Origin of the sequence: Novosphingobium sp. (genome assembly GCF_019748365.1) — a bacterium.
GTDB lineage: Bacteria > Pseudomonadota > Alphaproteobacteria > Sphingomonadales > Sphingomonadaceae > Novosphingobium.
The window spans coordinates 24,204-46,435 of record NZ_JAIEPN010000003.1 but is presented as its reverse complement, the minus strand read 5'-3'; the positions used below and the strand labels follow the sequence as shown (position 1 = coordinate 46,435).

Sequence of the window (22,232 nt, the reverse complement as noted above, 5' to 3'; positions counted from 1 at the left end):
GCCCTCTCTCGACCAGGGGAATTCGAGCCATGACAGCCCAGCCCGCCAATCTTTCCGGCCTCGACCTGCGAGCCGAGATCGACCGGCTGCGCAAGGACCGCAAGGCGGTGATCCTGGCGCACTACTACCAGAAGCCCGAGATTCAGGACCTCGCCGATTTCGTCGGCGATTCGCTTGAGCTGTCACGCAAGGCCGCTGCGACAGATGCCGAGGTCATTGCCTTCTGCGGCGTGAAGTTCATGGCTGAAACGGCCAAGATCCTGAGCCCGGAGAAGATCGTGATCCTTCCGGACATGGATGCCGGTTGCAGCCTCGAAGATTCCTGCCCGCCGGAAAAGTTCCGCGCCTTCCGTGAGGCCCATCCCGATCACATCGCCCTTACTTACATCAATTGCTCGACCGAGGTGAAAGCCCTCAGCGACGTCATCGTGACGTCATCAAGCGCCGAAACGATCCTCGCGCAGATTCCGCCGGAGCAGAAGATCATCTTTGGCCCGGATCGGCATCTGGGCGGCTATCTCAATCGCAAGTTCGGGCGTGACATGCTGCTATGGCCCGGTGTCTGCATTGTGCACGAGGCTTTTTCCGAGACCGAACTTCTCAAGCTTATGGCGCAACACCCCGGCGCACCCGTTGCTGCGCATCCGGAGTGTCCGCCAACGATCGTCGACCATGCCGAGTATGTCGGATCGACCAGCGGCATCCTGCAGTTTGCGCGTACGTTCCCCGGCGACACGCTGATCGTAGCGACAGAGCCGCACATCATTCACCAGATGCAACTGGCACTCCCGGAGAAGACCTTCATCGGCGCCCCGGGGGCCGACGGGAATTGCAACTGCAACATCTGCCCTTACATGGCGCTCAACACCCTCGAAAAGCTCTATACGGCGCTGCGCGATCTCACGCCGCGCATTGAGATCGAGGAAACCTTGCGGCTTGGCGCGAAGAAAAGCCTCGATGCAATGCTGGCCATGGCCAGCGGGACAGTCGGCCATGGCGATCTCGGCGCGCGCAAGTAAGGCAGCAAGAGCAACATGAGCACTTCCACATCGACATCCAGGCCTGCGCCAGCCAAGCGACCGACGCGGGCGCGGGAGATGCAGGACGCGCTCAACCACTATCTGTATCACCCGCTGGCCTGGCAGCTGGCCCGCATTCTTGCCCCCACGCCGATCACGCCGAACATGGTCTCGGTGTTCGGCGGCCTGATGGTTGTTGCCGCAGGGGCCGTCTACTGGAGCACGTCCGGACCGCTCTGGGCGATGCTAGGGATGCTGCTCCACATGTCGTGGCACGTGATTGACGGGGCAGACGGGGATCTGGCCCGCATTTCGGGACGCACAAGCCCGCTCGGCGAACTGGTGGACGGGATCTGCGACTATGCCAGCCACATCATCCTCTATGTGCTGCTCGCGCTGGTGCTGACACGGACGCTGGGTGCTGGCTGGGCCTGGTTCTGGACGCTGTCTGCCGGTGCCGGGCATATCGTTCAGGCCAACCATGTCGAGGTGCAACGGCGGTTCTATCAGTACTGGACCTATGGCACGCCGTGGCTGCACAATTCGAGCGGCAGTGATCGGGCGCTGTTCAAGGACAAGCGCGGTATAGGCTGGCTGCTGCGTGCCTTTGTGGCCGGGTACCTGCGCCTTGCGGCCGGCATGAGCCCCAATGCCCTGCGGATCGATGCGGCTGTGACGCAGGCCATGGCGAACGATCCGGCCCTCCTTGGCCGCATCCGGGCCGAAGTTCAGCGAGAACAGCGGCCGCTGCTGGTAATGCTGCGTTATCTCGGACCCAATCCGCGCGCGATCCTGCTCGGCTTGTCGATGATCGCCGGCAGTCCGCTGGGGTACTTTATCTATCTGTCAGTCGGCCTCAATCTGCTGCTGATGCTTTCGGTGCGGCTCCACGATGCTGCGGCGGCACGGGTTGTTTCCCGGTTGAACCTGCCCTGAACCCGTCAGGCAGCGACATCGCGCCGCATGCCGAACACGCAGATCAACATGACGGTAACGGCAAGCAATTCGACCACGCCCCACGCCAGCCAGCTTGAATGATTGTAGAGCCAGACCCCGATGGCCGGGGAAATGATGTAGGCTGAGCCGTTGACCGCGGCGACAATACCGGCTGATTGTCCCTGCTCCGCCGGAGTTACGGCGAGGCTCGCACCGGACGTAAAGCCCGGACGAAACAGGCCAAAGCCCAACGAGCAGATAGCAAAACCGGTCGCGATGGCATGGAGATCGCTTCCTGTCGCCATGCCCAGCGTACCAGCCACGACAAGGCCCATACCCCAGAGCGTCGAAGTGCGTGGCCCAAGTTTCATCATCGGGATCAAGCCCCACTGTGCCAGCAGCGTGGCAACAGCGCCGCACATCAGGACAAGACCGATCGGCCCTGCCGCAGCGTCCGGCTGACTACGCAGGCCCAGCCGGTCAAGAAGCAGGAAGCCCACGACACCAAGCAGGATGGATTGGGCCTGGCCGCCCAGCGTCCCCGCCGCGAGCCAAGCCCGCAGACGCGGATCGCCCCAACGCAACCGTCCGGCTTTCGAGTCGATCGAATGGTGATCGGGATCGACTTCCTCATGCAGGTGATCGCGCACCTCATCGCCCGACTTTCCTATGCGCGGGCTTGAGGACGCGCTCATCGGCTCGCCGAGGATTTCACCGCGTCCGGCATAACGCGGATCATCATCCGGTAGTCGCAGCCTGAGCAGGACAAGGACAATCACCGCAGCCAGCGTGAAGGCAGCAAACGGCCCAATCAATCCAAGGCCGGGAAGGATCAGCAGCGGAGCAAGGGCGGGGCCGAGGACGGTGCCCAGCCCGAAGCTGGAGGAAACCATCGAGAGCGCCTGCGTACGCTCTGCCCGGCTCGTGCGGCTGGCAACATAAGCCTGCACGGCCGGCGGTGCCGCCGAACCGAAGCCGCCATAGAGCGATCGGGCTGCCGCGAAGAGGAGTATGGCGGTCAGGCCGCTGATCGCTCCGCTCAATCCTGCATAGAGAGCCGCGCCGCACAAAGCGAACGAGACGGAGAAGCCGACAAGCCCCAGCGCCATCATCGCCTTGCGCCCGCGCCGGTCCGAACGACGCGCCCAGAACGGCGCGAGAAGCATCCAGAGCAATGCGGACCAGCTGTAGGCGAGGCTCACCCAGACGTCGGCGATGTGAAGATGCGTTCCGATCGAAGGCATGACCGACTGCATGGCGGTATTGCCGGCTGCCGTGACCAGCATGACCATGAACAGCAGTGCCATGCGGCTCCTTGGCAGCTGGACATCGGCCTCTTCCATCGGACTCACCGCACCTCTGCGCCAGCCGCATCGCCCGTGAGCTGCCGATAAATGGCCGCAAGCATGGCGACGAAGTAGGTGTATCCGATGGCAAGCAGCACGCCGGAAACAGCTTCTCCAAGCAGGCGCTGCGGTTCCCCCTTGAACATCAGTACGAGCACCACACCGACAAACATCATGATCAGCCCGTAGACGACGAGGAACACGAAGCCGGCCATGCCGATGAAAAGCAGGATCCGTCCCGCATTGCGCCGGGTCAGCCCGATGCTTTCGCGGATGGCTGTCACCGGGTTGCGGATACCTTCCCTTGCAACCACTGGCCCAACCAGCATGGTCCGCATGATCGGATAAAGCAGCAGTCCCAAGGCCACCGATACCGCCAGCCGGTCTGGCAACAGCAACGCAAGCACGCTCGCCAGCGCCATCGAGAGCGGCACGATGGCAAGCGCAACCAACAATTGCGCCGCAAAGTAAGATGGCAGCGCGCGCACACTTTGCCGAATAGCCTGACCTACCGTGGGTCTTGCAGTATCGAGCATAGCCACGAGCATTGTCAGCATCCCGGCCATGGGGAACAACGACAGCACCAGCAGCAGTGGCAGGGAAGTGGCGTAGTAATCCTGCATTACGGCCAGAATCTGCGTCTCGCTCATGTCAGGCGTCATCGCCGGAGATGGCGCAAACACCGCACCGGCGAGACCCGGAAGCACAAAGAACACACCCGCAATCGCGACGAGGAGGTCGCGGTTGGCGGCGACCATGCGCGTGGCGCTGGCCCAAGCCGCACTGCTGTCCAAGGTCGTCACGGCAGTCATGCCCCTTTCGCCGGAAGCCCTAGCAGGACGAGACGGGATGCGCACCCCCCCCGCTCACCCCATACTCGCCCTTGCCAGCGCGCAGGCAGACGTCCATGCGCATGGGCCATGCAAGCACCGGATCAGATCGAGATCAGGCAGTCGCACGACCTTGTGCCCTATCGCGAAGCGCTCGCGGACATGACGGCGCGCAACGCCGCAGTGCAGGAAGGCGCGGCGCGCGAGTTGATCTGGCTGCTCGAGCATCCGCCAGTCTACACCGCAGGAACCAGTGCGGCAGCAGATGAGCTGCTCGATCCCCGCTTCGATGTGGTCGAGGCAGGCCGAGGCGGGCGCTACACCTATCACGGGCCAGGCCAGCGGGTTGGCTATATGGTGCTCGATCTCGGCAAGCGGTCGCGTGACGTGCGCGGGTTCGTCCACGCGGTCGAGGGTTGGGTCATTGGTACGCTGGGTGATTTCGGCGTCGAAGCGTGGCGGGCAGCAGGCCGTGTGGGAATCTGGACGCGCGGTACCGATGGCGGGGAAGCCAAGATCGGTGCTATCGGAATCCGCATCCGTCGCTGGGTGACGATGCACGGCTTCTCGGTGAACCTCGCGCCTGATCTCGCGCATTTCGGCGGAATTGTGCCGTGCGGCATTGAGGACTACGGTGTCACCAGCCTCGCTGCGCTTGGCATTTCGGTTGCACCCGGCGAGTGGGATGAGGCATTGCTGGCGCGCCGCGAATGCTTTCTTGCCCATCTGGAACCGCGTAATGCCGCAGATGCTGACGCCAAGGACATGTCATGATCCGTCGCTTGCCCGACCTCTCTATCCCAGCAGCGCTAGCACTCCTCCTTGCGCTCAGCGCTTGCAACACGTCATCCGCGCCGCAGGCGAGTTCGACTGCAAGTGGAGAAATTCTGCCCGGATCAGTCAGTGACGCCATGCTCGAGACCGACAGGTCGCAAGCGCAGGCTCCTCTGGCGCCGGCGGCACAGAGCGCCGGTGCCAAAGTCGATCCCGGCGCGTCAGCGGAGGCGACAGACACGGCGGCCGTTCCGACTGCTACTGCCGATACCGCTCCGGCAGACCCGGCTCCCTCAGCCTCAAAGGCAGCCAATCCCTGAGCGGAAGGGTGTATCAATCGAGGCCGAGCAGCGCCCTCGCCTGACGCAGGTGCGGCTGATCCAGCATCCGCCCATTCAGCTGGATCGCACCTACCCCGGGGTTTGCCACAAAAGCATCGACGATGGCACGCGCATGGGCGAGCTCTTCCTCGCTTGGGGTAAAGGCGGCATTGATCAACGGCACTTGAGAGGGATGGATAGCCAGCATCCCAGCGAATCCGTCTGCCCGGGCTGCTTCGGCGGCCCGCTTGGTCCCCTCGACATCTCGGAAATCGGCATAGAGCGTGTCGATCGCCCAGACGCCGCGGGCGTGTGCAACCAGCAGCGTCTGTGCACGCACGAAGCGGAACGCATCGGTCCATTGACCATCGGCATGGCGCTTGCGCGCCGCGCCGAGTTCGGCCGAAAGGTCTTCGGCGCCCCAGGTCAGGCCGGCCAATCGAGGCATCGAGGCATCCATATAGGCCGTGATGGTGAGCGCAGCGCGCGCCGTCTCGCTTACCAGCGGCAGAAGGCGGGTCTGGCCATTGGGGATGCCGTGCCGCTGCTCAAGCTCGTAGATCTCTGCGGCAACCTGCCGGATCTGCTCCGGCCCTTCCGCCTTGGGCAACATGATGCCTTCCGGCGCGCCAGGCATGACGGCCGCCAGATCCTCGCGCCACAGGCCGGTATCGACGGCGTTTATCCGCACCCACCGCGCCTGCTTGCGCATCGTGATCTGGCGCCGATGCGCCTCCAGCCAATCCCGCGTCATGCGGCGCGCGGCCGGCTTGGCGGAGACCGCCACCGCATCTTCCAGATCGACGATCAGCGCATGCGCACCCGTCTCCGGAGTCTTGAGCAGCTTCTTCTCGCTATCGCCGGGCACAAAAAGCCAGGATCGCGGAATCGTGCGCATGTCTTGCTCCTATGGCCCTGCCCTGTCGTGCCCAATCATGCCGCGCCGCACATTCAAGCTGTTGCGCGGGCTGCCTCATCCGCCAGCGTCGGATAATCGATATACCCGGCCTCTCCCGGGAAATACCACGTCTGCGGCACACCGACATTCGGCGCGAGCTCTGCGCCAAGGCGAATGCGCTCCACCAGATCGGGATTCGATATGTAGGGCCGGCCAAAGCTGATCGCGTCCGCCCGTCCGGAGGCTACATCGGCTGCAGCGCCTTCAGGGGTGTAATCGCTGTTGAGCACGAGTGGCCCCGAATAGTTTGCACGGAATACGTGATCCTGCGGCGGCACGGTGGTCGCGCCGAAGGTGCCCTCCGGCCCCGGCTGCCGCAGTTCGATGAACGAGACCTTCAGTGCCTCGAGCACGCGGGCTGCCTCGGCGAACAACGTGGCGGGGTCGCTATCATCGACGCCCTGGCTTTCGCCATTGGGCGACAGGCGGATCGACACGCGATCGGCTCCCCAGATCGCCACCAGCCGTTCCATCACCTCGCGCATCAACCGCACGCGGTTTTCGGGGCTTCCGCCGTAGTCGTCATCGCGAAGGTTGGATGAATTGCGCAGGAACTGGTCGATGAGATAGCCGTTTGCGCTGTGAAGCTGCACGCCATCAAACCCGGCCCGCTTCGCATTCTCGGCCGCGTGGCCATAGTCATCGACGAGGCGCGGCATCTCGTCCAGCCGGAGCGGCCGTGCCACCGCGTTCTCCTTGCGGCCTTCCGGCGTGTGGGCATGCCCGGGCGCTTGGGTGGCCGAGGCCGAGACCGGTGGTTCGCCGCCGAGGAAGTAGGGATGCACGACGCGACCCATGTGCCACAGCTGCATGATGATCCGCCCGCCGGCTTCGTGCACGGCGTCGGTCACCGGCTTCCAAGCTTCAACCTGCGCATCGGTCCAGATCCCCGGCGCGCTCGGCCAGCCGGAGCCTTCCCGGCTGATCCCGGTCGCCTCGCTGATGATGAGCCCCGCGGCCGCGCGCTGACGATAGTAGGTCTGCATGATCTCGGTCGGAACGGCATCGGGTCCGGCGCGGCCCCGCGTAAGCGGTGCCATAAGGATGCGGTTCGGCGCGGTAATCGCGCCAAGCTGGATCGGCCGGAAAAGCGATTCGTGCATCGACGGGAGTCCTTTTTGGCTTGGAGGTACTGAAACAGATCGATTGACCACGCCCCGGGCAAAGGCTTGGCAGAAGATAGGCTTGGGAAACCCGAGCAGGCGCTTTATGGCCAACGAAAGTGGTGCATCGCCTTGCCGGCGTCAGCCCCCCAAACGTGATAGCCTGACCCCGTCGCGACCGACAGGGTTTCCATATGCAACCCAGCTAGGATGCCGGTGTCCGCATGACAAGCGTGAGTTGACCAGCGGACCATGACGAGCATCGATGATCAGCGTGATGAAACGCGCCCGAACTCCTGGCACTTTGTCGCACTGCTCGGCGGCAATTTTGCCCTCGCGCTTGGGCCGTGGTTCGTTCGGCTTGCCGATTCCGGCCCGGTCTCGGCAGGCTTCTGGCGTCTCTTCCTCCCGCTGCCCCTCCTCACGCTGCTTGCACTCCGGCAACGCGTACCCGGCCGAGGCGCCATCCCGCTCAAGGCATGGTTGGTGGTTGCTACGGCAGGTGTGTTCTTTGCCCTGGATCTGGCCAGCTGGCATATCGGTATTGCCTATACGCGCCTTGGCAATGCTTCGCTGTTCGGAAACTCCGGGAGCCTGATCCTTATGGTCTGGGGCCTTGTCGCCGCGCGCCGCCTGCCCCGGAGGGTAGAGATTGCAGCAATCCTGGCGGCTGTCTGCGGTGCCGCCATTCTGCTTGGGCGATCATTGGAGATCGATCACGCCACTCTGGTGGGGGACCTGTTCTGCATTCTCGCCGGAGTGTTCTACTTCTTTTATATCCTCCTGCTGCAGGGCGCACGTGGCCGGTTCGAAAGTTGGGAGCTCCTGTGCGCCTCCACTGTGGCCAGCGCGCCGGTTATGCTGGGTATCGCCATTTGGCTGGGTGAACCGATCTGGCCCCACGTCTGGTGGCCACTGGTGGCGCTGGCCTTCTGCAGCCAGGTTGTTGGGCAGGGACTCATCGTCTTCGCACTCCGGCATTTCTCTGCTCTGATCATCGGTGTTGTGCTGCTGACCCAGCCCGCCCTCTCGATCCTGATTGGTTGGCTGGCCTTTGGCGAGACCATGGGCGCGCTGGATGCTCTGGGCATGGCGCTCATCGCCACGGCCCTGCTGCTGGGCCGGCTCAGCGAGAGCGCAGCACGTTGATTCGTGACCAACACACAGCCCTGACGAGGCCCTGCCACTAGGGGCAATGGCGTGCCAAAGCGGGTTGGGATGACAAGAAATGCTGCGTTGCAAAACTACGAGGCGCGTTGCTGCGCTTGTTCGAACCGACTTTGTTTTGGGTGAAAACAGAGAGTTCGGAATGCTATCTCCCTTAGGAATCGACGGTTCATTCGCATGTGCAATAGGACCAAGGGGTGGCACGCCTGCAACCGCTTTGTTCCCGCTTGCGTGACGCTGCGGAAATATCCTTGCAATCTGGTGCTTTTGTGTGGAGTGAGGCAGTTTAGTTACAACGGCATTCCGTTTGTCCAAGGGGATCGGGTTACAATGAAGCCAATCAAGGTCGCAGTGATCGGCGTGGGCAACTGCGCAAGCTCGCTTGTGCAGGGTGTAGAATTCTACCGCAACACCAACTCTTCCGCCGGCCTGATCCATGAGCGCATTGGCGGTTATGGCGCTGGTGACGTCGAGTTCGTGATGGGTGTGGACGTCGATGCCCGCAAGGTCGGCAAGGACATTGCCGAAGCCATTTTCGCCGCGCCGAACTGCACCGCCGTGTTCCAGCCCACCGTGCCCGCCACTGGCGCAAAGGTCATGATGGGCAAGATCCTCGACGGCGTTGCCGATCACATGACCGGCATGGGCGAGCGCGGCTTCATTGTCGCCGACGCGCCCGAGGCGACCCGCGAATCGATCGTGGCCGCGCTGCGCGAATCCGGCGCGGAAGTTCTGCTCAACTTCCTGCCCGTCGGGTCGGAAACCGCGACCGAATTCTACATGGAATGCGCGCTCGAGGCGGGCGTCGGCGTGGTGAACTGCATGCCGGTGTTCATCGCCAGCCGTCCCGAATGGGAAGCCAAGTTCCGTGCCAAGCGCATTCCGATCGTGGGCGACGACATCAAGGCGCAGGTCGGTGCAACAATCGTCCACCGCGTGCTGTCCAGCCTGTTCGGTGCGCGCGGCGTCACGGTCGAAAAGACCTATCAGCTCAACACCGGTGGCAACACCGACTTCATGAACATGCTCGATCGTCAGCGTCTGGGTTCGAAGAAGGAATCGAAGACCGAAGCGGTGCAGGCCATGCTGGCTCAGCGCCTCGCGGACGAGAACATCCACGTTGGCCCTTCGGACTATGTGCCGTGGCAGAAGGACAACAAGCTGTGCTTCCTGCGTCTTGAAGGCACGCAGTGGGGCAACGTTCCCATGAACCTCGAGCTGCGCCTCTCGGTCGAAGACAGCCCGAACTCGGCCGCTTGCGTGATGGATGCCATCCGCTGCTGCAAGGTGGCGCTGGAGCGCGGTGAAGGCGGCGCCCTGATCGGTCCGTCGGCTTACTTCTGCAAGCATCCGCCGCAGCAGTTCAATGATGATGTCGCCGCCCAGCTGGTCGACGAATACATCTCGGAAACCGCGCTGGCGGCTGAGTAAGCTTTCAGCGCAGGTAACGCTGGCGGCGCCGATCCTGATGCAGGATCGGCGCCGTCTGTGTTAAGGGACCCGGCCCGGAGAAAAACTGACCCATGGATGCCGTGATCATCGCAGCCGGCTATGGCAGCCGGCTTGCCTCGCTGTCGTCATCGAAACCGCTCACACCGGTCTGCGGGGTTCCGCTGATCGAGATCGGAATCCGTCAGGCGGCGGCTGCGGGCGTCACGCGGGTGGTCGTCGTGACAGGCCACCGGGCCGACGATGTCGAAGCCTTCCTGGCAGATCTGGCACAGCGCATCGAGGTGGAAATCGAACCGGTGCGGGTTGCCGACTGGAGCAAGCCGAACGGCTACTCCGTCATGGCCGGCGCTTCGCGCTGCAAGGGCGATTATCTGTTGATGATGGCCGACCATATGTTCGATAGCGCCATTCTTGCAGCCTTGTGCAGCATCGGCAGCGAAACCCGCGATGTCACGCTGGCGATCGACCGGCACATCGATAGCCCCCTCATCGATCCGGATGACGCCACCTGGGTAAAGCTCGGCGCAAACGGCTTCATCAGCGCCATTGGCAAGACCATCCCGGCATGGGATGCGGTCGATTGCGGGGCATTTCTTGCCACACCGCGCCTTGCCGAAGCCATTGCGGCGGCGATCGATTCAGGCAAAGCGGGCAGTCTGTCCGATGGCATGCAGTGGCTGGCCGACCGCGGCCGCGCCGCCACGTTGGAAATCGGCGGCGCATGGTGGATGGATGTCGATGATCCGCGCGCTCATGAGCTGGCGGAGGAACTGGCCCCTCGCCATCTCACCGCTGCCTTTGCCGCGATCTGATCGTTCCGATCAGAATTTCTTCACATTGATCGTGATCGACTGGTTGGGGTGCTCGATCTTCACGAGAGTTGAGCGCAGCGACGGTGGGCCCAGAAAGATCGTCGGGTTGTTGGAGAAACCGACAGCTTCACTGGGAATGCCGAACAGACCCCCGCGATTGATTGTCCCGGAGGAATCCTCATCATGATAGATCGCTATCGCGTAGGTGCCCGGGTGCGGAACGAACAGGCAGAACCTCGTCTGCCCGGCCGTGGCGGGGGTACTGGCGACGTAGAGTGATCCGTTCTTGACGAGAAAGCGCTTGGGCTCGTTCGGATAGAGCGTTGCGGTGATCAGTCCTTTGCCGTTGCGCACGCGATCGACTGTGATGTTGATCCACGTGTCGCTTGCTGGCCCGATGCACGCCGGCGCAGCGACAGCAGCGGTCACAAACGCTCCCTGCGGCACGATCATTAGTCCCAGCAGCAATGCCAGGGCATGGCGCCCCTTTGGCAAAATCATGGCATCTTTCCCGATATCGGCAGCTTCTGGAGGAAGCCGCGCGGACACGGCGGGGGCATAGGCAGGCTTTGGCCTGTTCGGCAAGGCCAACGTTGTATCAAGGGCTTGGCATGCCGCCGCCGCCGCTCGGGGTGAATCGTGACCAGCTTTGCGCCGAAACGGCTTCAAATAGGGATAATGCGTGTGGAAAAGCGAGGCAATTGCGCTTGTTCCACCGATTCGCGACCGGTAATCGCAGAGGGAGACGGTCGCCGCCAAGCGCATGAGCGCCCATCGCAACCGATCCCTGTTTGCGAGTTTTATCGTGATGGCCGCCCCGCTGATTTCCCCCTCGATTCTGTCAGCCGATTTTGCCCGGTTGGGTGAAGAGGTGCAGGCGATCGACGGCGCGGGCGCAGACTGGATCCACGTCGATGTGATGGACGGCCACTTCGTGCCGAACCTCACGATCGGGCCCGCTGTCGTGAAGGCGCTACGCCCGCACAGCACAAAGCCCTTCGACGTTCACCTGATGATTGCGCCGGTCGATCCTTATCTTGAAGCGTTTGCCGCCGCCGGCGCGGATATCATCACCGTGCATCCCGAAGCGGGTCCTCACATCCACCGCACGGTTCAGGCCATTCACGCGCTCGGCAAGAAGGCCGGGATTGCCCTCAACCCCGCCACGCCGGCCAAGATGCTCGATTATCTGATCGAGGAGATCGATCTGGTCCTGATCATGAGCGTGAACCCCGGCTTCGGCGGCCAGAGCTTCATCGCCAGCCAGCTTCGCAAGATCGAGGCCGTTCGCAAGATGATCGACAAGACCGGGCGCGCGATCCATCTGGAAGTCGATGGCGGTATCGATGCTGCAACGGGCCGCCTGTGCACCAACGCCGGGGCCGACGTGCTGGTTGCCGGCACGGCCTCGTTCAAGGGCGGCTCTGCTTGCTATGCCGCCAATATCGCCGCGCTGAAGGGCGCCGACTGACGCCGTGGCGCGCCTGTTCCCCGGAACCCGTGATGCCCAGGAAGAGGGCTTGGTCCTCGGGTCGGCGAAAGGCTCTGTGCTTGAAGGTGGGGAAGCACGGCCGGCACTGCCACTGGGTCCCGCGCCTGAATCGCTCGCGATCGCAAAGGCCGAAGCAGAACCGGCACCGCTTGAACCTGGCAAGGCACTGGCCATTGCCGATTTCTCCCCTCCGCAGGTCAGCGCGGGTGAAAGGCTTATCCGGCTTGCCTACGGGATGGGCCTTCCGCCTTCGGCCCTCAATCCGTTTCGCAAGCGTGCACGCCCACGCCTGACTGCCACGGTCGAAAGCGCGCTTTCGGGCGATCCCGCTTCGGGCACGGCCATCAGGGCGGGGCATTTCCTGCTCCATGGCGTCAAGCTGCCAATCGCGGATACCGAGTTCAGCGGCCCCCGGCTTTCTCCGCCGTTCGAGCGCATGGTGCATGGGTTCGGCTGGCTACGCGATCTTGCCGGCTGCGCCACCCGCCCGCAATGCGCACCCGTTGCCGAGCGCATCTTCGCGGCCTGGCTCGCCGCCAATCCGCGGCCCGGTGCAGGCCCGGCATGGGCCGTTGGCAATGCGGGCCATCGCCTGCTGTCATGGTTGGTGCACGCGCCGCTCTTGCTCTCGAGTCAGGATCGCAAGCTTCGCGCGCGCGTTCTGACGACGTTCGAGGAAACCGCGCGCTGGCTGGATCGCCATGTCGGTCGTGCGGAGGATACACTTGCCGAAGTGGCAGGGTGGACTGCGATTACCGCGGCCGGGCTCCTGCTTGCCGACGGCCGTGCGCGCCGCCTTTATGGCGAAGGCGGATTGATCAAGGCGCTGGGCAATCTCGTCAGCGATGATGGCGGCGTGCTTTCCCGCAGCCCGCTCGGCCAGATCGAGGCGATCGAACTGCTGATCGAGCTTCGTGCGTGCTATGCTGCGGTGCGCAGCACCCCGCCGCCGCAGCTTGAGGCGATCCTTGAGCTGCTGGTTCCCCCGCTGCTCACCTTGCTCCACAGCGATGGCGGACTAGGGTCGTGGCAGGGCGCAGGTGCCGTGTCACCCGATCGAATTGCCGCACTCATCAAGGCGAGCGGTGTGCGCACGCGGCCGCTGCGCGATGCGCGCCATTGGGGATACCAGCGTGTCAGCGCAGGCAGGGCCGTGCTGCAATTTGATGCCGCCCCGCCTCCGCTCGCGCGGCATGCCCGCGATGGCTGTGCATCGACGTTGGCCTTCGAGTTCAGCCATGGGGGGGAGCGCCTGATCGTCAATTGCGGCGGTGCCGCATTTGCCGGAGGGCTTATTCCACTGCGCCTCGCGCAAGGTTTGCGCGCCACCGCTGCGCATTCGACGCTCGCAATCGATGACTTCAATTCCACCGCGGTCCTCATCAACGGCAAGCTCGGACCCGGCGTATCCGAGGTCGAAGTCGACCGCCGGATCCTGAGCGGCGAGGGTGCTGGCGCGACTCGCATCGAAGCGAGCCACAATGGCTACGTCAGCCGCTATGGCCTCACCCATCGCCGCATCCTGATCATCCGCGACGACGGCAGCGAGCTGCGCGGAGAGGACCTGCTGGTGCCGACCGGACGGCGCGGCAAGCGGGGCATGATCGGCGTTGCCTTGCGCTTCCACCTCGGCCCTCATATCGAGCTTGCGCAAGGGCGGGATGGTCTTGGCGTCACGCTTGCCTTGCCTGATGGCAGCCTCTGGCAGTTCCGCTCCGGCCGCGACCCGGTCACGCTGGAAGAGAGCCTCTGGTCCGATGAAAGGGGGCGGCCGCTGGCCACGCGGCAGCTGGTTATCTCGGCCAAGATTCCACGCAGCGGCGAGGCGTTCTCGTGGCTGCTCAAGAAGATGCGCTAGACAGGATTTTCCATTGTGACGGATGTGACCATCAAACGGGCGCTGCTTTCAGTGTCCGACAAGACCGGCCTTGCAGACCTCGGCCGCGTCCTTGCTGCGCATGGCGTCGAACTCGTTTCAACTGGTGGCACATCTGCAGCGTTGCGAGATGCCGGCCTTGTCGTGCGCGACATTTCAGACCTCACCGGCTTTCCCGAGATGATGGACGGACGGGTCAAGACGCTGCACCCCAAGGTCCATGGCGGCTTGCTCGCCGTCCGTGACGATCCAGCGCATGCCGCTTCCATGGCCGAACATGCCATCGGGGCGATCGATCTTGTCGTGGTCAATCTCTACCCCTTTTCGGCGACCGTCGCGAAGGGAGCGGGCCGCGAGGAGGTGATCGAGAACATCGACATCGGCGGCCCTTCGATGGTCCGCTCTGCCGCCAAAAATCACCACTATGTGACCATCGTGACGGATCCTGCGGACTACGCCGTGCTGATCGCGGCGCTGGAAGAAACAGGTGGTGCGACCAGTCTCGCGTTCCGCAAGGCGATGGCAGCCAAGGCCTTTGCCGCAACTGCCTCCTATGATGCCGCGATCGCGCAGTGGTTCGCCGTCACCGACCAGCAGCAGCATTTCCCGCAGACCTTGCTCTTAGCGAACAAGCTCGTCTCCACTTTGCGCTATGGCGAAAACCCGCACCAGAGCGCCGCACTCTATGTGCCAGTGCAAGGCGGCGCAGTCAGCGGCCTCCCGCAGGCGCGGCAGGTGCAGGGCAAGGAGCTGTCCTACAACAATTATAATGACGCCAATGCGGCATTGGAGTTGATCGCCGAGTTCGGCTCGGATCAGCCTGCGGTGGTTATTGTAAAGCACGCCAACCCATGCGGCGTCGCGGTCGCAGCAACGCCGCTCGCGGCATGGCAGGCGGCGCTTGCCTGCGATTCGGTCTCGGCATTCGGCGGCATTGTCGCGCTCAACACCCCGCTCGACGGGGCCACAGCCGAAGCCATCTGCGAGATCTTCACCGAAGTCGTGGTCGCGCCTGGCGCCGACGACGCCGCTTTGGCAACCTTCGCGCGCAAGAAGAACCTGCGTCTGCTACTGCTGGATGAAATGCCCTCTGCCGATCGCAGCGGCCTCGTTACCGTGCCGATCGCCGGGGGCTTGCTGGTTCAGGATCGTGACAACGGCACGCTGACGGATGACATGCTGCAAGTGGTCACCAAGCGCCAGCCCACCGCGCAGGAGCTGGCCGATTGCCGCTTTGCCTGGACCGTGGCCAAGCACGTGAAGTCCAACGCCATCGTCTATGCCCGCGAGGGGGTGACTGCGGGGATTGGCGCAGGCCAGATGAATCGGCGCGACAGCGCCCGGATTGCCGCGGTGAAGGCGCAGGAAGCGGCCGAAACGCATGGCTGGAGCGCGCCGCGCACCGTTGGCTCTGCGGTGGCTTCAGACGCCTTCTTCCCCTTTGCGGACGGACTGATGGCGGCAGTCGAAGCCGGCGCGACGGCCGTTATCCAGCCGGGCGGCTCCATCCGCGACGATGAAGTCATTGCCGCAGCGGATGCTGCTGGTCTGGCGATGGTGTTTACGGGAATGCGCCACTTCAGGCACTAACCCGGTCGGACGCGAACGGTATTCGCGCCCGACTGATGCACTCAGCGATAGAAGACGTGGTTGTCTACCCGCGCCATCCGGGTCTTGCCCCAGGACGGTGCGATATGCGCTGCATGGAAGAACATCGCGCCTTCCACCGGGCTTCGCCACGCGCCACTGTCCGCGATGAGCGCGATTTTCACGGCCTGCTGCCACTTGGCGCTGTCGCGCTTAACCAACGGCATCGCGTTGGCGCGCACGAACGAGAACTGCGAGGGTTGGTAGACCACGCCGCAGTACGAGCTCGGGAAGCGGCCAGAAGCAGCACGGGTCACGATTACGCGGCCAACGGCAAGTTGGCCTGCCAGCGTTTCGCTGCGGGCCTCGAAATAGACCGCGCTGGCCAGGCATTCCAGCTCGCGCGAGAGCGATGCGGGAAGCGGAGTGCGGTCAACAAGGTCAGCAAGCGACGCGGCGCTGGGAAGAACGTCCCCGCTATCGGGGTCAGTCCGCTCCGGCTGGGGAAGGGGCTGTTCGGCCGGCAGGAACACGCTCTGGCGCGGTTCGACTGTTATGGCCGAGGATCCGGGTGCTTCAGCGACCGGGATCTGGATGTCCTGTGCTTTGGCGCCGGATCCACCGGTGCTGAACAGGATGGTAGCAAGACTTGCGGCAATGCACAGGGCACTGGCAACGCGGAACTGGTGGCTCATGCAACTTCGTCATTGGGCGGTGAACGTCGGCACAGGGCGCGATCGGTACTGGTATCGCAGGTCGTTCCTGCAAGACCGGAAACCTGTCGAAGGCCCAGGCGTCTGCCCCCCGTCTGCGTGCTGGCGGGGACTGCTTCCTTGCCGTCCCAACGCTGCCCACGCGAGGTAGAGTGGGGCCCATTATGATCTGGGCCGGGCAAGTCAACCCATGAATCCGGGTTTGTTCTCATCCCTTCCCAGATTCAGGATGAACTGTTCGCCTTCAGCGATGGTCAGTTCAACAATCCACGCATCCCGGTCCTGAGCCACGCGGCGATTCAGATAATCCTCGAAATCCGCTTTTTTTTCAGGATCTTGCACTTTGGTGAGAGCCCATCCCCGCGTTCCATCCGCGTGGGGGAGGCGCTCGAAGAGGCGCGCTTGCGTCTGACCAAATCCTTGATTATCCAAGATAACAATCAGGATCGTGCCGCTATCGGGTTCACCGCGATGGAGCACCATGCCGAAGCCACCCCGCGATTCGGCCAACCGAATCAGCGCTGTTGCCTCCAGCGCTGCCGGAAGACGCGCAGGGCTCATGCTGCGCGTTCACTCGATGCTCGGCTGCCCGAATAACACCTGAGCGTTGCGGCAATGATCCGCGACTTGGCCAAGATAAGGCGCCGCAAGCCCTTCGTCAGTTCTGAAGGATCGGCAGGTTCTGCTGCAAGATCAGGCCGCGTCGCGGTCGATGACATTGACAAGCAATGCGTAGATTGCATCGGCATCGGGGGCCGCAATCAGTCGCTCGTGCATGCGCTCGTCGCGCATCAGCCGCGAGATCGCTGCAAGCGCCTGCAGGTGGGTGGCACCAGCCTGTTCGGGCGAAAGCAGGCCGAACACGCAGTCAACCGGCATGCCATCCGACGATGCGAAATCGACGGGGCTGGCAAGGCGGAAAAACGCCGCCACCGGGCGAGCCAGACCATCAAGCCTTGCGTGGGGAATGGCGACACCGCGCCCGAAGCCCGTGCTGCCGAGCGTTTCGCGCTCCTCGATCCGTTCCAGCACGGTCGCACGGTCAAGCCCGTAGACCTCGCCGAAGCAATCCGCGAGCGCACCGAGGATCTGCGTCTTGGTTTCGGCACGAACGATGCGCACCGCCTGAAGATCGATCGAGAAGAGAGCGGTCATGGAAACAGTGATGCCGGAAAATGCGCTCGCGCGCCTGATGTGGTGCGGCCCATGCGCCCGAACGCGACGCGGTGCAAGCACCGAATCGCGTTGGCCATGTCACTGATACCCGGAGAGGACATCAGATCACCATGTGGCTTTGCCGTTCGAGTTACTTGCTCGGTTCGACCCAGCCGATCGATCCATCCCCGCGGCGATAGACCATGTTATGCACGCCGGTGCCGGCGTTCTTGAACAGCAGCGCGTTGGTGTTGCGTAGATCCAGCATCATCACTGCATCGGACACGCTGGCCGTGGGCACGTCCACCCGCGTTTCGGCGATGACGAGGGGCGCATCGGCCGGCTCCTCGGTCTCGGTCTCCTCGACGACGAAGACCGTATAGGCCGCCTCTTCCTCGCGGCGGGCATGATCGGCCTGGTCCTGCCTTGCATTGATCCGGCGCTTGTAGCGGCGCAGTTGCTTGTCGATCTTCTCCGCCGACTGGTCGAGCGCGATGTGGGCATCCTGCGCCACCGCGCTTCCCTTCAGGATCAGGCCCTGCGCCACGTGAGTCACGATATCGCAGCGAAACCCGCCGTGCGGCGCCTTGCCGAGCGTGACATGCGAGGTCAGCGCGCGCGAGAAGTACTTGTCGACAATCGCGGAAAGGCGCTCTTCAGCATGAGCTTCGAAGGCGGCGCCGGTATCGACCTGGTGGCCTGAAACGCGAATATCCATAAGTCCACTCTCCTTCGCTCAAGCACCTGTCCGGGACAGCCCGGGCAAGGCAGTTTCATTGCAGCCAGATGGCTCCCTTGATCCCTTCGACAAATGCGGCATGCCGGGCGAGCTCTTCTTCACTCGGAGCATGGGGGCGGGCAGGGCGATGCGTGCGGGGGGAGACGGTTCGGATCGGCGCGACCACGGCCGCCGTCTTGATTTCGACTTCGGCCGCCAGTTCGAGGCCGATTTGCCGCCCTCCCATCAGCTCGACATAGAGCTGGGCGAGCAGTTCGGCATCGAGCAGCGCGCCGTGGCGAACCCGGTGACTGCGATCGATCCCGTAGCGTGAACAGAGCGCATCGAGGCTGAGCTTGGCACCGGGGTGCTTGCGCCGCGCAATCGCCACCGTATCGACCATGCGCGACCGATCGACGGCGGGCAGCTCGCAGATCGCGAGCTCGGCATTGAGGAAGCCGAAATCAAAGCCGGCATTGTGTGCAACCAGCGGCGCATCGCCCAGGAAATCAAGCAGTTCCTCGGCCCTTTCGGCGAAGCGCGGCTTGTCGGCAAGGAACGCGCTGGAAAGGCCGTGCACCGCCTCGGCCTCGGCCGGCATAGAGCGTTCCGGGTTGAAATAGGCATGAAAGACCGCGCCGGTTGGCACGCGGTTCATCATCTCGATGCAGCCAATCTCCACCAGCCGATCACCGCTCTGCGGGTCGAGGCCGGTCGTCTCTGTATCGAAAACGATCTCACGCATTTGCCGTAGTCTGGACCCGACCAAGGGGGCTTGCAAGGCTTCAGCGCGGGTTTTTTTGCCGCAGGGCTGCAACCAGTGCCGCAACCTGTTCGCGCGTTTCCGCAAGCGTCACGCCGGTATCGATCACATGGTCGGCACGCGCCCGCTTTTCGGCGTCCGGCACCTGAAGCGCGAGGATCTGGGCAAATTTTTCGGGCGTCATGCCGGGCCGCGCCAAAACCCGGCTGCGCTGCATTTCGGCGGGAGCGGACACAACGGCCACGGCATCGAGACCGGCACCGTGGCCCTTCTCGTAAAGCAGCGGAATATCGAACACCACGATAGCCTCGCCGGCATGCTCCAGCATGAAAAGCGCGCGCTCGTCGGCCACGGCCGGATGGACGATGGCTTCGAGCCGCGCGAGCGCCTCGGGATTGCTGAAAACTTGCGCACCGAGCGCGGGACGGTCGACGCCGTGCGGCCCGGTCGTGCCGGGAAACGCCGCCTCGATGGCGGGGAGCAGGGCGCCGCCTGGGCCTTGTAGCTTGTGGACTGTCGCGTCGGCATCAAACACCGGCACGCCCAGCTCGCGCAGCATGAGCGCGACCGCGGACTTGCCCATGCCGATCGAGCCGGTGAGACCGAGGATAAAGGGACGCCTCATGACCCGAGCACCTTGCGCAGTTCGTCGTCCCTGTCGCGCGGTGGCACGGCGCCAAAGAAGTGCCTGAAGGCATGGTCCGCTTGGCCGATCAGCATGGAGAGACCGTCGATGGCTCGAAATCCGGCTGCCCGCGCTGTCTTGAGGAACGGCGTTTCGAGCGGACTGGTGACGATGTCGTAGAAGATCGAGCCGGGCGGGGCGTGGCTCATGTCGAAAACGAGCGGCGGCTGCCCGGTCATCCCGAGCGAGGAGGCGTTGACGACAAGATCAAGGCACCCATCACGATCATCGAAAGCGAAGTCGGTCGGATCGGCGAAATGGGCGATGTCAACGGCATGGTGCTCGCCGGCGGAATCCAGTTCGTCGAGGAGCGCACGGGCTTTCTCCGGATTGCGACCCGCCAGCACGATGACAAGCTTCGCATCAGCGAGGCCCTTGATGATCGCACGTGCCGCACCGCCTGTGCCGAGAACGCGGGCCATGCGGAAGTAGTGGGTGCGTTCGAGCTCCGGCCGGAGGGGTTCGAGAAAGCCCGGAACGTCGGTGTTGTATCCGACAAGCTGGCCCGCTTCAGGCACGATCGTGTTGACTGCGCCAACGGTGGCGGCGAGCGGATCGAGGCGGTCGAGCAGCGGAATCACCGCCTGCTTGTGGGGCATGGTGACGTTACAGCCGCGCCAGAGGGCGTCGGTGCGGCGGGTGTTCAGAAATTCGCCAAGCTTGCTCGAGTGAACATGTGTAGCTTTATATTCGGCTTTTATATCAAGAGCTTCCAGCCAGAAGCCATGGATCTTTGGCGACTTCGACTGGACAATCGGATCACCGATCACTTCAGCATAGGGAAGGCTCATGCGGGCAGCTCGCCCTGCGCGCGCAGCGCGCCGAGGAGAGCGAGGAGCGGCATGCCGAGAACGGTGAAATGGCTACCCTCGATGTGATCGAAGAGCTGCACACCAAGCGCTTCAATGCGGAATACACCGACACAGGCGCCGACAGCAGGCCATTCCTGCGCGAGATAGCCTTCGACAAACTCGCTCGAAAGCGTGCGCACGCGCAGCTTGGCGGTTTCGCAGTGCCGCCAGACAGGCACGCCATCGCGCACGAGGATCGCTGCGGAATGGAGGTGCATGGTCTGACCGGAGAAAAATGCCAGGTGGCGCGCTGCATCCTCGCGGCTCGCCGGCTTGTCGAACGTGCGGCCGCACACCTCGACCAGCGAATCGCCGCCGAGCACCAACCGGCCGGGAGTGCCGACCGAAACCGAAAGCGCCTTGGCCTCGGCCAGGATCATCGCGATCTCGCTGCCGGGGATGCCGATCAGCTCGCGCTTGATCTCTGCCTCGTCGACATCCGATCCGCGCGCTTCGAACGGCACACCCGCGGCCGTCAGCATGGCTTTGCGGCTTGCGCTCTGCGACGCCAGAATCAGCATTGTCTTGCCCTCATGCATTGTCCCACGTTACAGCGCATGGCCTCCGGTGCCTGCACTGCCATCGGGTCGGCGCTCGTTGTAGAGATTGATGATGGCAGCGGCGGTTTCCTCGATGGATCGCCGCGATACGTCAATCACCGGCCATCCGTTATCCGCGAACATGCGCCGGGCAAACTGCACCTCGCGCGCAACATGGTCGCTATCGACATAAGCCGTCTCCGGCGCCTGATTCAGCGAGAGCAAACGGTTGCGCCGCACCTGAATCAGACGTTCCGGGCTGGTGGTAAGCCCCACAACCATCGGGCGGCGCAGGCTGAACAGGGCAGGCGGCGGCGGGCTTTCCACCACGATCGGAATGTTCGCGACCCGGTAGCCGCGATTGGCGAGATAGATCGCGGTCGGCGTCTTCGAGGAGCGGGAGACCCCGGCGAGCACGATATCGGCGATTTCCCAGTCTTCCCAAGCGATGCCGTCATCATGCGCAATCGTGAACTGGATCGCCTCGACCCGACGGAAATAGGCTTCGTCCATCGCATGCTGGCGGCCCGGGCGGCCCTTGGCGGCTTGCCCAAGCTGCGCTTCGAGCGCCAGTGTCACCGCATCGAGCGCAGGCACGCTGGGAAGCCCGAGCGCAGCACAGCGGCTTTGCAGAAGCTCACGCGTTTCGGCATTGACCATGGTGAATAGCACCAGACCGGGATTGGCGGTGATCTCACCCATGATCCGGTCGAGATGCTGCTGCGAGCGGACCATCGGCCAGAAATGGCGCACGACATCGGCATCATCGAACTGCGCGAGCGCCGCCTTGGCGATCATTTCGAGCGTTTCGCCGGTCGAGTCTGACAGGAGGTGCAGGTGCAGGCGCGCCATCGAGGTTCCTGGTTCGCCCCCGGGAGAGGACTGTGGGAAACACTAGGATAAACCACGGCATGAAAGCGGGGACAAGTTTGCGCTGCAATTGAGCCCCCGGCTTCGGCATCGCGGCCCTGCACTTGCGAACAGACTCACAACGTTACCCACAGGCGGGGGACAGCGGGGACAAGTTTCGCTTGCCCCCGGAACCGTTCAGAGTCGCTGACACGCTTTTTTGTGGAGACAGCAGGACAATTCGGGCAGATGCATGTCGTCCCCGCTATCCACAGGGCCAACTAACT

The 22,232-nt window shown here is 63.5% G+C and carries 23 protein-coding genes; 9 read left to right on the top strand and 14 right to left on the bottom strand.

Features of this window, described 5'->3' with window-relative positions; genetic code table 11:
• Positions 1-29 precede the first annotated feature (29 nt).
• Together nadA and K5Q19_RS00405 are read left to right on the top strand one after the other, a co-directional pair.
• A complete protein-coding gene (nadA, locus tag K5Q19_RS00410) occupies positions 30-1,019 on the top strand; it encodes a quinolinate synthase NadA (RefSeq protein WP_292939648.1) in 990 nt (329 codons plus the stop codon).
• Between the two features lie 15 nt (positions 1,020-1,034).
• Positions 1,035-1,955 (top strand): CDP-alcohol phosphatidyltransferase family protein, encoded by a 921-nt coding sequence (locus K5Q19_RS00405; RefSeq protein WP_292939645.1) that lies wholly within the window; start codon positions 1,035-1,037, stop codon positions 1,953-1,955.
• Positions 1,956-1,960: 5 nt separating this feature from the next.
• Here K5Q19_RS00405 and K5Q19_RS00400 read toward each other — a convergent pair whose 3' ends face one another.
• Complete coding sequence (locus K5Q19_RS00400; protein WP_365757875.1) at positions 1,961-3,262, bottom strand: MFS transporter; 1,302 nt, start codon at positions 3,260-3,262, stop codon at positions 1,961-1,963.
• Between the two features lie 41 nt (positions 3,263-3,303).
• Entirely contained in the window at positions 3,304-4,113 is an 810-nt protein-coding gene (locus K5Q19_RS00395) for a hypothetical protein (protein ID WP_292939639.1), read from the bottom strand.
• Positions 4,114-4,221: 108 nt separating this feature from the next.
• On the opposite strand from K5Q19_RS00395, the gene lipB reads away from it, so the two are divergent.
• Entirely contained in the window at positions 4,222-4,905 is a 684-nt protein-coding gene (gene lipB / locus K5Q19_RS00390; RefSeq protein WP_292939636.1) for a lipoyl(octanoyl) transferase LipB, read from the top strand.
• Between the two features lie 333 nt (positions 4,906-5,238).
• Here the strand turns inward: lipB and K5Q19_RS00385 are convergent, their stop codons facing one another.
• Positions 5,239-6,123 carry a CoA ester lyase gene (locus K5Q19_RS00385; RefSeq protein WP_292939634.1) on the bottom strand — a complete coding sequence of 295 codons (885 nt, stop codon included), beginning with the start codon at positions 6,121-6,123 and terminating at the stop codon, positions 5,239-5,241.
• Positions 6,124-6,176: 53 nt separating this feature from the next.
• Positions 6,177-7,286: an alkene reductase gene (locus K5Q19_RS00380; protein WP_292939630.1), complete on the bottom strand. Its 1,110-nt coding sequence runs from the start codon at positions 7,284-7,286 to the stop codon at positions 6,177-6,179.
• A gap of 252 nt (positions 7,287-7,538) precedes the next feature.
• Here K5Q19_RS00380 and K5Q19_RS00375 point away from each other — a divergent pair, with 252 nt between their 5' ends.
• The 3 genes from K5Q19_RS00375 to K5Q19_RS00365 all read left to right on the top strand — a co-directional run bounded on the left by K5Q19_RS00375 (position 7,539) and on the right by K5Q19_RS00365 (position 10,717).
• A complete protein-coding gene (locus K5Q19_RS00375; protein WP_292939627.1) occupies positions 7,539-8,435 on the top strand; it encodes a DMT family transporter in 897 nt (298 codons plus the stop codon).
• Between the two features lie 348 nt (positions 8,436-8,783).
• Positions 8,784-9,884, top strand: coding sequence for an inositol-3-phosphate synthase (locus K5Q19_RS00370; RefSeq protein WP_292939624.1), 1,101 nt, complete (start codon positions 8,784-8,786; stop codon positions 9,882-9,884).
• 92 nt (positions 9,885-9,976) lie between these two features.
• Positions 9,977-10,717 carry an NTP transferase domain-containing protein gene (locus tag K5Q19_RS00365; protein ID WP_292939621.1) on the top strand — a complete coding sequence of 247 codons (741 nt, stop codon included), beginning with the start codon at positions 9,977-9,979 and terminating at the stop codon, positions 10,715-10,717.
• Between the two features lie 9 nt (positions 10,718-10,726).
• On the opposite strand, the gene K5Q19_RS00360 is transcribed toward K5Q19_RS00365, so the two are convergent.
• Entirely contained in the window at positions 10,727-11,476 is a 750-nt protein-coding gene (locus K5Q19_RS00360; protein ID WP_292939618.1) for a DUF2141 domain-containing protein, read from the bottom strand.
• Positions 11,477-11,525: 49 nt separating this feature from the next.
• Between K5Q19_RS00360 and rpe the strand changes: the two genes are divergently transcribed.
• The 3 genes from rpe (at position 11,526) to purH (ending at position 15,675) form a co-directional block, all read left to right on the top strand.
• Positions 11,526-12,188 carry a ribulose-phosphate 3-epimerase gene (gene rpe, locus K5Q19_RS00355; protein WP_292939799.1) on the top strand — a complete coding sequence of 221 codons (663 nt, stop codon included), beginning with the start codon at positions 11,526-11,528 and terminating at the stop codon, positions 12,186-12,188.
• A gap of 112 nt (positions 12,189-12,300) precedes the next feature.
• Positions 12,301-14,067 (top strand): heparinase II/III family protein, encoded by a 1,767-nt coding sequence (locus K5Q19_RS00350; RefSeq protein WP_292939797.1) that lies wholly within the window; start codon positions 12,301-12,303, stop codon positions 14,065-14,067.
• 15 nt (positions 14,068-14,082) lie between these two features.
• Positions 14,083-15,675, top strand: coding sequence for a bifunctional phosphoribosylaminoimidazolecarboxamide formyltransferase/IMP cyclohydrolase (purH, locus tag K5Q19_RS00345; protein WP_292939615.1), 1,593 nt, complete (start codon positions 14,083-14,085; stop codon positions 15,673-15,675).
• A 41-nt stretch (positions 15,676-15,716) separates the two neighbouring features.
• On the opposite strand, the gene K5Q19_RS00340 is transcribed toward purH, so the two are convergent.
• The 9 genes from K5Q19_RS00340 to K5Q19_RS00300 form a co-directional block, all read right to left on the bottom strand.
• Positions 15,717-16,367, bottom strand: coding sequence for a cell wall hydrolase (locus K5Q19_RS00340; protein ID WP_292939612.1), 651 nt, complete (start codon positions 16,365-16,367; stop codon positions 15,717-15,719).
• Positions 16,368-16,568: 201 nt separating this feature from the next.
• Positions 16,569-16,946: a DUF1491 family protein gene (locus tag K5Q19_RS00335; protein WP_292939610.1), complete on the bottom strand. Its 378-nt coding sequence runs from the start codon at positions 16,944-16,946 to the stop codon at positions 16,569-16,571.
• A gap of 132 nt (positions 16,947-17,078) precedes the next feature.
• Positions 17,079-17,540 (bottom strand): PTS sugar transporter subunit IIA, encoded by a 462-nt coding sequence (locus tag K5Q19_RS00330; protein WP_292939608.1) that lies wholly within the window; start codon positions 17,538-17,540, stop codon positions 17,079-17,081.
• A gap of 151 nt (positions 17,541-17,691) precedes the next feature.
• Positions 17,692-18,258: a ribosome-associated translation inhibitor RaiA gene (gene raiA, locus K5Q19_RS00325; RefSeq protein WP_292939606.1), complete on the bottom strand. Its 567-nt coding sequence runs from the start codon at positions 18,256-18,258 to the stop codon at positions 17,692-17,694.
• A gap of 55 nt (positions 18,259-18,313) precedes the next feature.
• Positions 18,314-19,003, bottom strand: coding sequence for a DNA polymerase III subunit epsilon (gene dnaQ, locus K5Q19_RS00320; protein ID WP_292939604.1), 690 nt, complete (start codon positions 19,001-19,003; stop codon positions 18,314-18,316).
• Between the two features lie 40 nt (positions 19,004-19,043).
• Entirely contained in the window at positions 19,044-19,646 is a 603-nt protein-coding gene (gene coaE / locus K5Q19_RS00315; protein ID WP_292939601.1) for a dephospho-CoA kinase, read from the bottom strand.
• A complete protein-coding gene (locus K5Q19_RS00310) occupies positions 19,643-20,497 on the bottom strand; it encodes a shikimate dehydrogenase (protein ID WP_292939598.1) in 855 nt (284 codons plus the stop codon). Before K5Q19_RS00310 ends, coaE begins: the two co-directional genes overlap by 4 nt.
• Positions 20,494-21,078: a nucleoside triphosphate pyrophosphatase gene (locus tag K5Q19_RS00305; protein WP_292939595.1), complete on the bottom strand. Its 585-nt coding sequence runs from the start codon at positions 21,076-21,078 to the stop codon at positions 20,494-20,496. Before K5Q19_RS00305 ends, K5Q19_RS00310 begins: the two co-directional genes overlap by 4 nt.
• 27 nt (positions 21,079-21,105) lie before the next feature.
• On the bottom strand, positions 21,106-21,948 hold the full coding sequence (locus K5Q19_RS00300; protein ID WP_292939592.1) for a pyruvate, water dikinase regulatory protein: 843 nt from the start codon (positions 21,946-21,948) through the stop codon (positions 21,106-21,108).
• Positions 21,949-22,232: the final 284 nt, after the last annotated feature.